Consider the following 13,080-nt stretch of genomic DNA (forward strand, 5'->3'; position numbering starts at 1 on the left):
GCAGCTCACTCGTCCTCGATCATGCTCAACAGGTCCGGTGTCCTGCCTCGGGTTTCCAAGCGCAGCAACCACTGCTTGGCGGCCAACCCACCGGCGAAACCGGTGAGGCCGCCAGAGGCTCCGATCACCCTATGGCAAGGTGCAACAATGGACAGTGGGTTTCGTCCGTTGGCGGCTCCAACCGCCCGTACTGCGTTGGGGCTGCCGATCTGCACGGCTATTTCCGTATAGCTGCGGGTTTCGCCGAATGGAATGGTGAGCAGGGCGGACCAGACCTTTTTCTGAAATTCGGTACCTTGGAAGTCGAGCGGGAGTTCGAACCGGGAACGTTTGCCGGAAAAATATTCCCGCAACTGGCGTTCGGTTTCCGCCAGGAGGGAGCTGTCCTCGGAGAGGCGCATCTCGTCCAGCGGTACTCGGTTGGGACGCTCATGCTGCCAAAGAATCGCGACCAGAAAGGCATCGTCCCTGGCTACCAGGGTCAGTGTCCCGACCGGCGATTCCATTTTCCTGTAGCTATGGGGCATGTAGGTGTCCTCTTCGGCGGGCTCGCCCAGTGTACTACGCAATGGGATTTCAACAGGGAGGCCTGCAAATGGCAGGCGAGACGGGGTGGAGCGCTATCGGCCGGATGGATGGCCGCCCGCTTCCAGGCATGCCGTCGCCCCCTTGGGGCCCAGGCCGAGCGCCTCGAACTGTGAGATCTGGGAGGCGATTTGCCGAGCAAAGTGGGTTGTCATTGGTTTGCCATCTCATGGGTTCTGACGAGGCCTCGAGCAAGGGTTGTAACGGTTTTTGTCTGGCCAGTGGGGTCTTGCGTAAAGAGGCTGCCGCCCTTCTTGCTTGGTTGCCGTTCTCGGATCCCGCGCAGTCCGGTGGGTGTGCCAAATTTCTCGCGGTTTGGATAGCGCCGATTGCCGCGGCCTACTAAGCCCGTGGTTCTTCTCCCCGAAACTTTTTCGTTCGGACTCCGAATATCGCGCTTCGCCCAGCGCCGCTAGTTTCCCGTTCCTGACAAAGCAAGCGCTCTGGCTCAGGTATCTCCTGATTCGGATGCATATCGCTGAAGAGGGAACGTTCTGTCATGTCCACATTGGCCAACCTGACCGAGGTTCTGTTCCGCCTCGATTTCGATCCCGATACCGCCGTTTATCACTATCGGGGCCAGACTCTCAGCCGGCTGCAATGCCGGACCTACATTCTCTCCCAGGCCAGCCAACTGGCCCGCCTGCTCAAGCCCGGCGATCGCGTGGTGCTGGCGTTGAACGACTCGCCTTCGCTGGCCTGCCTGTTCCTGGCCTGCATCGCGGTCGGCGCCATTCCCGCCGTGATCAATCCCAAGTCCCGCGAGCAGGCCCTGGCCGATATCGCTGCCGACTGCCAGGCCAGCCTGGTGGTGCGTGAAGCCGATGCACCGTCGCTGAGCGGTCCTTTGGCGCCGTTGACCTTGCGTGCGGCCGCCGGACGCCCTTTGCTCGACGATTTCTCGCTGGACGCGCTGGTCGGTCCTGCGGACCTCGATTGGAGTGCCTTCCATCGCCAGGACCCGGCGGCAGCCTGTTTCCTGCAATACACCTCGGGTTCCACCGGGGCGCCCAAGGGGGTGATGCACAGCCTGCGCAACACGCTCGGTTTCTGCCGGGCGTTCGCTACGGAGTTGCTGGCATTGCAGGCGGGAGACCGGCTGTATTCGATTCCCAAGATGTTCTTCGGCTATGGCATGGGCAACAGCCTGTTCTTTCCCTGGTTCAGCGGAGCCTCGGCGCTGCTCGACGATACCTGGCCGAGCCCGGAGCGGGTTCTGGAGAACCTGGTCGCCTTCCGCCCCCGGGTCCTGTTTGGGGTGCCGGCCATCTATGCCTCGCTGCGTGCGCAGGCCAGGGAGCTGTTGAGCAGCGTGCGCCTGGCGTTTTCCGCCGGCTCGCCGCTGCCGCGCGGCGAGTTCGAATTCTGGGCCGCGCACGGGCTGGAGATCTGCGACGGCATCGGGGCTACCGAGGTCGGCCATGTGTTCCTCGCCAACCGCCCGGGCCAGGCGCGTGCCGACAGCACCGGGCTGCCGTTGCCTGGCTATGAGTGCCGGCTGGTGGACCGCGAAGGACACACTATCGAGGAAGCGGGCCGGCAAGGCGTGCTGTTGGTGCGTGGCCCTGGGCTGAGTCCGGGTTACTGGCGGGCCAGCGAAGAGCAGCAGGCGCGCTTCGCAGGTGGCTGGTACCGCACCGGCGACCTGTTCGAGCGCGACGAGTCGGGTGCCTACCGTCACTGTGGGCGGGAAGACGATCTGTTCAAGGTGAATGGCCGCTGGGTGGTGCCGACCCAGGTCGAGCAGGCGATCTGCCGTCATCTGCCGGAAGTGAGCGAGGCGGTTCTGGTTCCTACCTGCCGGCTGCACGACGGCTTGCGTCCGACCCTGTTCGTCACCCTGGCCACTCCGCTGGACGACAACCAGATCCTGCTGGCGCAGCGCATCGACCAGCATCTCGCCGAACAGATTCCCTCGCACATGCTGCCCAGCCAATTGCATGTGCTGCCGGCCTTGCCGCGCAACGACAACGGCAAGTTGGCGCGCGCCGAGCTGCGCCACCTGGCCGACACCCTTTATCACGACAACCTTCCGGAGGAACGGGCATGTTGATTCAGGCTGTGGGGGTGAACCTGCCCCCATCCTATGTGTGTCTGGAGGGGCCGCTGGGAGGCGAACGCCCTCGCGCCCAGGGCGACGAGATGCTGATGCAGCGCTTGCTGCCGGCGGTTCGCGAAGCCCTGGACGAGGCGGCGGTCAAGCCCGAGGAGATCGACCTGATCGTCGGCCTCGCCCTGTCTCCCGACCATCTGATCGAGAACCGCGACATCATGGCGCCGAAGATCGGCCATCCGTTGCAGAAGGTCCTCGGCGCGAATCGCGCGCATGTCTTCGACCTCACCGACTCGAGCCTGGCCCGCGCCCTCTACGTGGTCGATACCCTCGCCAGCGACCAGGGCTATCGCAACGTCCTGGTCGTGCGCGGCGAATCCAGCCAGGGATTGGAAGTGGACAGCGAGTCCGGCTTCGCCCTTGCCGACGGCGCCCTGGCGCTGCTCTGCCGGCCGACCGGCAAGGCCGCGTTCCGTCGCGGTGCGCTGGGCGGTGATCCGGCGCAGGAATGGCTGCCGCTGAGCATTCCGCTGAATACCGATATTCGCCAGGTAGGCGACGTCAAGGGACACCTCAACCTGCCGGCCCAACCTGGATTGCCCGAAGCGGTACGCGCCGGATTCACCCGTCTGGCCGGGGACTTCCCGCAACTGAACTGGGTGCGCGAGGAATGGTTCGGCCAGGGACGGCCCGATGGTCGTTGCCTGGGGCCGTTCGAACTGGCGTCGCAACTGCGCGCGGCACAGCGCGACCGTCTGGATGAACTGCTGCTGATCAGCTTCGATCCGTTCGGCATGGTGGTGGAGGGCGTGACCCTGGAACTGGCGGGAGAAGCTCATGCATAAGGTCAAACTGGCAGCTATCACCTGTGAACTTCCGGCTCGCAGCTACGAAAACGACGATCCGGTGTTCGCTGCGGTACCGGACCTCAGCGAGTCCTGGTGGCAATTCTGGGGCGTCAATCGGCGGGGCTATTTCGACCCGCGGAACGGCGAGAACGAGTTCAGCCTGGTGGTCCGGGCCGCCGAGCGCCTGCTGCGCAGCAGCGTTACCGCGCCGGATAGCGTGGACATGCTGATCTGCTCGGCTTCCTCGCCGATCATGACCGACGCCGGCGATGTCCTGCCGGACCTGCGCGGGCGTCTCTATCCGCGCATGGCCAACGTGCTGTCCAAGCAGCTCGGCCTGAGCCGGGCGCTGCCATTGGATTCGCAGATGGAGTGCGCCAGCTTCCTGCTCAACCTGCGCCTGGCAGCGAGCATGATCCGCCAGGGCAAGGCCGAGAAAGTGCTGGTGGTGTGCAGCGAGTACATCTCCAACCTGCTCGACTTCACCTCGCGTACCTCGACCCTGTTCGCCGATGGCTGCGCGGTGGCCCTGCTGACCCGCGGCGACGACGACAGCTGCGATCTGCTGGCTTCGGCCGAACACAGCGACGCCACGTTCTATGAAGTGGCCACCGGTCGCTGGCGCCTGCCGGAAAACCCGACCGGCGAGGCCAAGCCGCGGCTGTATTTCTCGTTGTTCAGCGACGGCCAGAACAAGATGGCCAGCTTCGTCCCGACCAACGTGCCGATCGCGATGCGCCGGGCGTTGGAAAAGGCCGGCCTGGGCAGCGATGACATCGATTATTTCGTCTTCCACCAGCCAGCGCCGTTCCTGGTCAAGGCCTGGGCCGAGGGCATCGGTGCCCGTCCGGAGCAGTACCAGCTGACGATGGGCGATACCGGCGTGATGATCTCCGTTTCCATCCCGTACACCCTGATGACCGGCCTGCGCGAGGGCAAGATCCGCCCCGGCGATCGTATCGTCATGGCCGGCGCAGCCACCGGCTGGGGTTTCGCCGCCCAGGTCTGGCAATTGGGCGAGGTGCTGGTGTGCTGAGGCATCGCCATGTTGAACCACGGTGTCCGAGGAGGGCTGTACATGGGTAATCCGATCCTGGCCGGGCTGGGTTTCAGCCTGCCGAAACGCCAGGTCAGCAATCATGACCTGGTAGGGCGCATCAACACGTCGGATGAGTTCATCGTTGAACGCACCGGCGTACGCACCCGCTATCACGTCGAGCCGGAACAGGCGGTCAGCGCGCTGATGGTGCCGGCGGCGCGCCAGGCCATCGAGGCTGCCGGGCTGCTGCCGGAGGACATCGACCTGTTGCTGGTGAACACCCTGTCGCCGGACCACCACGACCCGTCCCAGGCCTGCCTGATCCAGCCGCTGCTGGGCCTGCGGCACATCCCGGTGCTGGATATCCGGGCACAGTGCAGCGGGTTGCTGTACGGCTTGCAGATGGCTCGCGGGCAGATCCTCGCCGGGCTGGCACGGCATGTCCTGGTGGTCTGCGGCGAGGTGCTGTCCAAGCGCATGGACTGTTCGGACCGCGGCCGCAACCTGTCGATCCTGCTCGGCGACGGTGCCGGCGCGGTGGTGGTCAGCGCCGGCGAGAGTCTCGAAGACGGACTGCTGGACCTGCGCCTGGGCGCCGACGGCAACTACTTCGACCTGCTGATGACCGCGGCGCCGGGTAGTGCCTCGCCGACCTTCCTCGACGAGAACGTCCTGCGCGAGGGCGGGGGCGAGTTCCTCATGCGCGGCCGGCCGATGTTCGAGCATGCCAGCCAGACCCTGGTACGGATCGCCGGCGAAATGCTCGCGGCCCATGAGCTGACCCTGGACGACATCGACCATGTGATCTGCCATCAACCGAACCTGCGCATCCTCGATGCGGTGCAGGAGCAACTGGGCATTCCCCAGCACAAGTTCGCGGTGACCGTGGATCGTCTGGGCAACATGGCTTCGGCCTCGACCCCGGTCACGCTGGCGATGTTCTGGCCGGACATCCAGCCCGGACAGCGGGTGCTGGTCCTGACCTACGGTTCCGGCGCGACCTGGGGCGCGGCGCTGTACCGTAAACCTGAGGAGGTGAACCGGCCATGTTGAGGCTTTCGGCTCCCGGTCAACTGGATGATGACCTGTGCCTGTTGGGGGACGTCCAGGTGCCGGTGTTTCTGCTGCGTCTCGGTGAGGCGAGCTGGGCGCTGGTTGAAGGAGGGATCAGCCGGGATGCCGAATTGGTTTGGGCGGACCTGTGCCGCTGGGTCGCCGACCCGTCCCAGGTGCACTACTGGCTGATCACCCACAAGCACTACGACCACTGCGGCCTGCTGCCCTACCTGTGTCCGCGGCTGCCGAACGTACAGGTCCTGGCGTCCGAGCGGACCTGCCAGGCCTGGAAGTCGGAAAGCGCGGTGCGGGTGGTCGAGCGCTTGAACCGGCAACTGTTGCGTGCGGAGCAGCGGTTGCCCGAGGCCTGTGCCTGGGACGCTCTGCCGGTTCGCGCGGTGGCCGACGGCGAGTGGCTGGAGCTGGGACCGCGGCATCGCCTGCAGGTCATAGAGGCCCACGGCCACAGCGACGATCACGTGGTTTTCTACGACGTGCGACGCCGACGCCTGTTCTGCGGCGATGCCCTGGGCGAGTTCGACGAGGCAGAGGGGGTGTGGCGGCCGCTGGTGTTCGACGACATGGAGGCTTACCTGGAGTCCCTGGAACGTCTGCAGCGTCTGCCGACCCTGCTGCAACTGATCCCGGGACACGGCGGCCTGCTGCGGGGGCGGCTGGCCGCGGATGGGGCCGAGTCGGCCTATACCGAGTGTCTGCGCCTGTGCCGGCGGTTGCTCTGGCGCCAGTCCATGGGCGAATCCCTCGACGAACTGAGCGAGGAGCTGCACCGCGCCTGGGGTGGGCAGAGCGTCGACTTCCTGCCCGGCGAACTGCACTTGGGGAGCATGCGCCGGATGCTGGAGATTCTCTCCCGCCAGGCGCTGCCTCTGGACTGAGACGGGACATCCATTGCGGCGATCGCCGCCGACGGCAGCGGTCGCAATTGGGGGAAAAGGGGGGGTATCGATGATGAACATGCCGTTGCGCGCTAGCGTCGCGCAGGCCAGTCGCCCATGGGCGCGAGGAGGTGGCTCGTGAGCGGGGTTGGCTATCGACTGGAAGAAAGTCTGGAGTACCGCACGCTGGTGCCGGAGGCGCTGTCGATCTGGCGCATGGCCGGCGCCAACCGGATGCTGTTCGACTGCTTCGACGTGGACAGCAAGGCTGCGCGGCGTAGCGTGGCGATCCTTTCCAGCTGCCTGCGCATCGAGTGCTGGGGGCGCGATGTGGTGCTGCGGGCGTTGAACGCCAATGGACGCGCCTTGCTGGCGCCGTTGAGCGAGGCCTGTCCGGCCCAGGTCACCTGCTTGCGTGACGGCGACACCCTGCACTGGCGCTTCCCCCAGGAAGAGTCGCATGCGGACGAGTGGCGACGCCTGCATGGCCTGTCCAGCCTGGAGGCGCTGCGCCGCGTGCTCGGAACGCTGGGCGACGCGGAGGGGCCCGCGCTGCTGGGCGGCCTGTTCAGCTTCGACCTGGCCGAGCAGTTCGAACCCTTGCCGGCGCCGGCCGAACCTGCGCGGCATTGCCCGGACTACCTGTTCCTGGTGCCGGAGTTGCTGCTGGACATCGATCACCTGGCGCGCCGGACTTCGCTGCAGGCGTTCGTCCACGATCCGGCCGGGCACGACCGGTTGGCCGCCAGCCTGCGCCAGTGTGCCGACGAATTCCATGGCGCCGTGGAGGAGGCTTCCGAGTCGCCGGTGGCAGGCGTACGGGCCGGCAACTACCAGGTCGACCTGGACGATGCGAGCTTTGCCCGCCAGGTAGAGCGCCTGCAGGCCCACGTGAGGGCCGGCGACGTGTTCCAGATCGTACCGTCGCGCAGCTTCAGCATGCCGTGTGCGGACCCCTGGCGGGCCTATCGCCAGTTGTGCCTGCGCAACCCCAGCCCGTACCGCTTCTTCCTCGATGCGGGGGACTTCTGCCTGTTCGGCGCTTCGCCGGAGTCGGCATTGAAGTACGACGCGGAGAGTCGCGAGGTGGAACTCTATCCCATCGCCGGCACCCGCCCGCGCGGACGCGATGCCCGGGGCGCCATCGATGCGGAACTGGACAATCGCCTGGAAGCGGAGTTGCGCCTGGACGCCAAGGAGATCGCCGAGCACATGATGCTGGTCGACCTAGCGCGCAACGATCTGGCGCGGGTCTGCCGCAGCGGTACGCGGCAGGTGCGCGACATGCTCAAGGTCGATCGCTACAGCCACGTGATGCACCTGGTCTCGCGCGTGGCTGGCGAACTGCATGGCGAACTGGATGCGCTGCATGCCTACCGTGCCTGCCTGAACATGGGCACCCTGGTCGGTGCGCCGAAGGTCCGTGCCATGCAGTTGCTGCGGCAGTACGAGGATGGCTATCGCGGCAGCTACGGTGGCGCGATCGGCATTCTCGACAGCGCCGGCAACCTCGATACCAGCATCGTCATCCGCTCCGCCGAGGTCCGCGAAGGTATCGCCCGGGTCCGGGCAGGCGCCGGCGTGGTGCTGGATTCGGATCCACGGCTGGAGGCCGAGGAAACCCGCAACAAGGCGCTGGCGGTGCTGACCGCCGTGGCCGCTGCCGAACGCGAAAGGGGAGAGCGCGATGCGCATCACGCTGTTGGATAACTTCGATTCCTTCACCTACAACCTGGTCGAGCAGTTCTGCCTGCTCGGCGCGGAGGTCCGGGTGATGCGCAACGATACGCCGTTGCCGACGATCCAGGCGGCATTGCTGGCCGACGGTTGCGAACTGCTGGTGCTGTCGCCGGGGCCCGGTCGGCCGGAAGACGCCGGCTGCATGCTGGAATTGCTCGCCTGGGCCCGCGGGCGCTTGCCGGTGCTCGGCGTCTGCCTCGGCCACCAGGCGCTGGCGCTGGCCGCCGGTGGCGCGGTGGGCGAGGCGAGGAAGCCGCTGCACGGCAAGAGCACGTCCCTGCGTTTCGATCAGCGTCACCCGCTGTTCGACGGCATCGCTGACCTGCGCGTCGCGCGCTACCACTCGCTGGTGGTCAGTCGCCTGCCGGAAGGTTTCGACTGCCTGGCCGATGCCGATGGCGAGATCATGGCGATGGCCGATCCGCGCAATCGACAGCTGGGCTTGCAGTTCCATCCCGAGTCGATTCTCACCACCCACGGCCAGCGTCTGCTGGAGAACGCTCTACTCTGGTGCGGCGCGCTGGCGGTACGCGAGCGCCTTCGGGCCTGAGCGGCGCTGCGCCGTTTCGACGATGCTCGGTTGCCAGGCCGGCGCATCGTCGAAACGCTGGCGGCCGAGTTCGCGCAGGCGCTGGCGGGCGCTTTCGAGAAAGCGCAGGAAGCTGCGCTCGGATTCCAGCGCGGTGTTGTAGTAGCAATACACCTTGGTGTCGATGCCGCCCGGTTCGTAGAGTTCGCTGAGGACTGCCAGGGTACCGTTGCGCAGGCGTTCCTCGACGAAATAATGCGGCGCGATGCCCCATCCGACGCCGGCTTCCACCAGACGCAGCATGTCGTCGAAGTTTTCCACGAAGAGCACCTTGTCGCTGACCGGCCGCAGCAGGTTCGAATGCTGCCCGGAGCGGCTGCCGAGGCTGATCTGCCGGTAATTGGCCAGGCTCGCGATGCTGTGCAGGGAGGCATTGCACAACGGGTGCTGCGGATGGGCGACGACGAACGCCTTGGTGTAGCCGAGCACGCACTGGTTGAAGCGGGAGATCTTCAGTTCCTCGTCGATGGTGATGGCGATATCGATTTCCGCGTTGTCCTGCTTGATCGTCGCCAGGCTATCGGCGGGCGAGGTGCGTATCAGGCTGACCATGTTGAAATCGTCGAGCAGTACGCTGCTCACCGTATCGCAGAACGACGGCGGGATGGCGGTGTCCAGCAACACCCGGAGATTGCGCGGACCCTTGTTGAGATTGAAGGCGATGTCGCCGATCAGCTGCTGGTAGTTCAGCAGGCTGCGCATGTAAGGGATCAGGCGAAGCGCCTGCTCGGTGGGTTCGACCTTGTAGCCGTCCCGACGGACCAGCTCCACGCACAGGTCGATTTCCAGGTTGCTGACCGCCGAGCTGACCGCGGTGTGCGACTTGCGCAGGATCCGCGCAGCGGAGGAAATCGAACCGGAGGCGATGACCTGGAGGAACATGTTCACGTGATTCAGGTTATGAATAGGCATCCCTTATTCCTTTTATTGGGTGGCGCGTGCCGCTTCCCTTGATCGGGTCAGGTTGCCGCTACTGTGGAAGAAGCGTCGAGGACTCGATAGATAGCGCCCGAGTGTTTCAACTTGTCTTCTGGATGACGTTTTCATCGGGGAAACCTCCCGTCGGTCAGTGAAGCGCAAGGGCTGGCGTGCGAGGGTGGAATCGGCCGCCGGCTCGCTTTCTGCGCGGCGGGCGCACGGCACGGGGAGTCGTCGTTTTGGAGGTGAGGGATGACGGCTCTGTTTCAGGATATTTTTATAATTATGTGAAAGAAGAGCTTATTTCAACGAAATATGTTTCATATTGCTCGTAAATTCGACGAAAAGAAAATCCGGATATTTACCGGTTATTTAACGTTAATACCAAGGGCCTAATACCAAAGTATTAACGCTGGCATGCCGGCATCTCGTGTTCGGTCGTGGAGCGAGCCGAGCCAGGGACGGTTCTAAGAAACGAAAAAATTATGTCGCGTAGGTCTAACGACCGAAACCTATGTCTTTTGTTAGCGTAGCCACCGGCCAGGCCGGTACGGATGCCGGGATGGCCCTGGCGCGACCTATGCGGTTAGAATCCGCGGCCTTGCAGGCGGATCCCCGGGGTTTGCTCAAGGGGGACACGGGTGCCGTGCCCGAAACCTGCAATCGTCAGTTCCCTGCGGTCCAGCCTGCCGCCGGGTATAAAATCGAGAGACGCGCTGTTGCGCCTTCAGGTGTAGCGACTATGACGCACATTTCCGAACGACTCCTGGTACAGGCCCACCTGGCCGCCAAGCAACCCCGTGTGTTGAGCGAGCAGGAGAGCGCCGAGCATCGCGCGGCGATCGCGGCCGAACTGAAGGCGCAAAATGCTGTACTGGTGGCGCATTACTACTGCGACCCGGTGATCCAGGCGTTGGCCGAGGAGACCGGCGGTTGCGTATCCGATTCGCTGGAGATGGCCCGTTTCGGCAACCAGCATCCGGCGCAGACGGTGGTCGTGGCCGGGGTGCGCTTCATGGGCGAGACGGCGAAGATCCTCAACCCTGAGAAGCGTGTGCTGATGCCGACCCTCGAAGCGACCTGCTCGCTCGACCTGGGCTGCCCGGTGGATGAATTCTCGGCATTCTGCGACCAGCACCCGGAACGGACCGTGGTGGTCTATGCGAACACCTCCGCGGCGGTGAAGGCACGCGCAGACTGGGTCGTGACCTCCAGTTGCGCGGTGGAGATCGTCGAACACCTGATGGACAACGGCGAGCCCATCCTCTGGGCGCCGGACCAGCACCTGGGACGCTACATCCAGCGCGAGACGGGGGCCGACATGCTGCTCTGGGATGGCGCCTGCATCGTCCACGAGGAGTTCAAGGCCAAGCAGCTGGAAGACATGAAGGCGCTCTACCCGGACGCCGCCATCCTGGTCCACCCCGAATCGCCGGAAAGCGTGGTCGCGCTGGCCGATGCCGTGGGCTCGACCAGCCAGTTGATCAAGGCCGCGCAGACCCTGCCGAACAAGACCTTCATCGTCGCCACCGATCGCGGCATCTTCTACAAGATGCAGCAGTTGTGCCCGGACAAGGATTTCATCGAGGCCCCCACCGCCGGCAACGGCGCCGCCTGCCGCAGCTGCGCGCACTGCCCGTGGATGGCGATGAACACGCTCGAGCGGACCCTGGCCTGCCTGCGCGAGGGCAGCGGGGAAATCTTCGTCGACCCGGCGTTGATCCCGAGGGCGGTCCGTCCGCTGAAGCGCATGCTCGACTTCACCCAGGCCGCGCGCCTGCGCCAGGCCGGGAACGCCTGATCCTGGCGAGGGCGTGCCGCTGCGTAGGGCGAGTAAGCGCGGTGCGGTTGTTCGCCCAACCTCCTGTTTCGACGAGCATCGTCGGGCGTTTTTCCTCGGATACGCCGTTCAGCGGAACATTTCCTTGACCATCTTTTCCTGCTGGCGAATTTCCTGCTGGCGGGCGTCGAGTCGCGCAGCCAGTTGGAAGTTGCCGCCAGCGCGGCGCTTGGCGAAATCGAGCTGCTCGATGGCGGCCTGGTAGTCGCCGGTCAGAGACAGGTACTCGGCCCGGGCCTGGTGCACGCCGATGGCGTTGTTGGTCAGGCTGCGCACCTCGGCCAGGCGGTTCCAGACATCCGGGTCCAGCGGCCGCGCCTTGCTCAGGTCGTCGAGGATCTTCTCCGATTCCTGCGGCTTGCTCATCTTCAGCATCAGGTCGGCGCGCACCTGTTTCAGCGGGTAGCTGCTGGGGAACTGGGCGAGCATCTTCTTCAACCGCTGGTCGGCATCCGGCAGGCGGTTGGCGGTGATGTCCAGCTCGACCTGGGCCAGGTTGTAGGCGACGTCGTTGGGCGCCTTCGCCAGCAATTGCCTGAGGTTGTCACGGGCATCGTTGAGCTGGCCGATGCGCGTCTGCGAGATGGCCAGTCCGTAGCGCGCGGCGTCCAGCTTGGGATTGTCGTTGAGCATGGCGCGGAAGCGCTTGCCGGCCATCCCCGGGGTTTCCTCGAAGAGCAACTGGGTGCGCGCGCGCATCTGCTGGTAGCGCAGGCTGTCTTCCTTGCCGCCCTGGGGATACTGTTCGGCGCGGTTGCGGGTGTCGGCGATACGCGATTCGGTGACCGGGTGGGTGAGGAGGAACTCCGGCGGCTTGCCGTCGTAGCGATACTGCCGCGCCAGGCGCTCGAACATGTTCGGCATCGAGCGCGGATCGTAACCGGCGCGAACCATGTTGGTGACGCCGACGCGGTCGGCTTCCTGCTCGTTCTGCCGGGAAAAGCGCAACTGGTTCTGGATCGCCGCCGCCTGGGTCCCGGCGATCGCCGCGATACCCGCATCCCCTGCGCCGGCGGCTGCGGCGACGATGCCGGCGAGCATCGCCGCCATCACCGGCAGTTGCATGCGCTGCTGTGCCTCGATGCCGCGGGCGAAGTGGCGCTGGATCAGGTGGCCGAGTTCGTGGGCCAGCACCGCGGCATACTCGCCTTCGGTCTGGGCGTTGAGCAGTAGCCCGCCGTTGACCCCGATCACGCCGCCGGGCGCGGCGAAGGCGTTGATCTGTGCGTCGCGGATGAGGATGAAGGCCAGCCGGTGGTCCTGCAGGTCGCTGGTTTCGGCCAGCCGGTAGACGCTGCTTTCGACGAAGTCCTTGAGCTGCGGGTCGGAGATCGCATCGACCTGGTTGCGTAGCATGCTCAGCCAGGCGCGGCCCAACTGGAACTCCTGCTCCGGCGAAACGATTGAGGAAGATGCGTCGCCCAGGGAGGGCAGATCGTCCGACATGACCGGCGAAGCGAGCATGCAGGCGAGCGTCAACAGGGCAGGGCGCAGTACATTCATGCAGGAGGCTCAG

At 65.2% G+C, this 13,080-nt stretch carries 11 protein-coding genes; 8 read left to right on the forward strand and 3 right to left on the reverse strand.

All coding sequences use genetic code 11. From position 1 onward, the window contains the following. Positions 1-5: 5 nt before the first annotated feature. Positions 6-527 (reverse strand): methylated-DNA--[protein]-cysteine S-methyltransferase, encoded by a 522-nt coding sequence (locus AC4OR5_RS20180; RefSeq protein ID WP_003086236.1) that lies wholly within the window; start codon positions 525-527, stop codon positions 6-8. 557 nt (positions 528-1,084) lie between these two features. Between AC4OR5_RS20180 and pqsA the strand changes: the two genes are divergently transcribed. The 7 genes from pqsA to phnB all read left to right on the forward strand — a co-directional run bounded on the left by pqsA (position 1,085) and on the right by phnB (position 8,767). Next, positions 1,085-2,638 carry an anthranilate--CoA ligase gene (pqsA, locus tag AC4OR5_RS20185; RefSeq protein WP_022580151.1) on the forward strand — a complete coding sequence of 518 codons (1,554 nt, stop codon included), beginning with the start codon at positions 1,085-1,087 and terminating at the stop codon, positions 2,636-2,638. Further along, positions 2,632-3,483, forward strand: a complete 852-nt coding sequence (pqsB, locus tag AC4OR5_RS20190; protein WP_003108611.1) for a 2-heptyl-4(1H)-quinolone synthase subunit PqsB — start codon at positions 2,632-2,634, stop codon at positions 3,481-3,483. Before pqsA ends, pqsB begins: the two co-directional genes overlap by 7 nt. Then, complete coding sequence (pqsC, locus tag AC4OR5_RS20195) at positions 3,476-4,522, forward strand: 2-heptyl-4(1H)-quinolone synthase subunit PqsC (RefSeq protein ID WP_058159951.1); 1,047 nt, start codon at positions 3,476-3,478, stop codon at positions 4,520-4,522. The genes pqsB and pqsC overlap by 8 nt, the downstream gene beginning before the upstream one ends. A 42-nt stretch (positions 4,523-4,564) precedes the next feature. After that, a complete protein-coding gene (pqsD, locus tag AC4OR5_RS20200; RefSeq protein WP_003112550.1) occupies positions 4,565-5,578 on the forward strand; it encodes an anthraniloyl-CoA anthraniloyltransferase in 1,014 nt (337 codons plus the stop codon). After that, positions 5,572-6,477: a 2-aminobenzoylacetyl-CoA thioesterase PqsE gene (gene pqsE / locus AC4OR5_RS20205; protein WP_003086247.1), complete on the forward strand. Its 906-nt coding sequence runs from the start codon at positions 5,572-5,574 to the stop codon at positions 6,475-6,477. Before pqsD ends, pqsE begins: the two co-directional genes overlap by 7 nt. A gap of 117 nt (positions 6,478-6,594) precedes the next feature. Then, on the forward strand, positions 6,595-8,187 hold the full coding sequence (locus tag AC4OR5_RS20210) for an anthranilate synthase component 1 (protein WP_058159952.1): 1,593 nt from the start codon (positions 6,595-6,597) through the stop codon (positions 8,185-8,187). Next, positions 8,165-8,767 (forward strand): anthranilate synthase component II, encoded by a 603-nt coding sequence (gene phnB / locus AC4OR5_RS20215; RefSeq protein ID WP_003112548.1) that lies wholly within the window; start codon positions 8,165-8,167, stop codon positions 8,765-8,767. The genes AC4OR5_RS20210 and phnB overlap by 23 nt, the downstream gene beginning before the upstream one ends. On the opposite strand, the gene mvfR is transcribed toward phnB, so the two are convergent. Beyond that, a complete protein-coding gene (mvfR, locus tag AC4OR5_RS20220) occupies positions 8,720-9,718 on the reverse strand; it encodes a multiple virulence factor transcriptional regulator MvfR (protein ID WP_003108614.1) in 999 nt (332 codons plus the stop codon). The two genes, phnB and mvfR, sit on opposite strands and share 48 nt — an antisense overlap. Positions 9,719-10,466: 748 nt before the next feature. On the opposite strand from mvfR, the gene nadA reads away from it, so the two are divergent. After that, positions 10,467-11,525, forward strand: a complete 1,059-nt coding sequence (gene nadA / locus AC4OR5_RS20225; protein ID WP_003112547.1) for a quinolinate synthase NadA — start codon at positions 10,467-10,469, stop codon at positions 11,523-11,525. Positions 11,526-11,633: 108 nt separating this feature from the next. On the opposite strand, the gene AC4OR5_RS20230 is transcribed toward nadA, so the two are convergent. Continuing rightward, positions 11,634-13,067: a tetratricopeptide repeat protein gene (locus tag AC4OR5_RS20230; RefSeq protein WP_003086256.1), complete on the reverse strand. Its 1,434-nt coding sequence runs from the start codon at positions 13,065-13,067 to the stop codon at positions 11,634-11,636. Positions 13,068-13,080 lie beyond the last annotated feature (13 nt).

This window comes from Pseudomonas sp. YA1 (assembly GCF_058680555.1).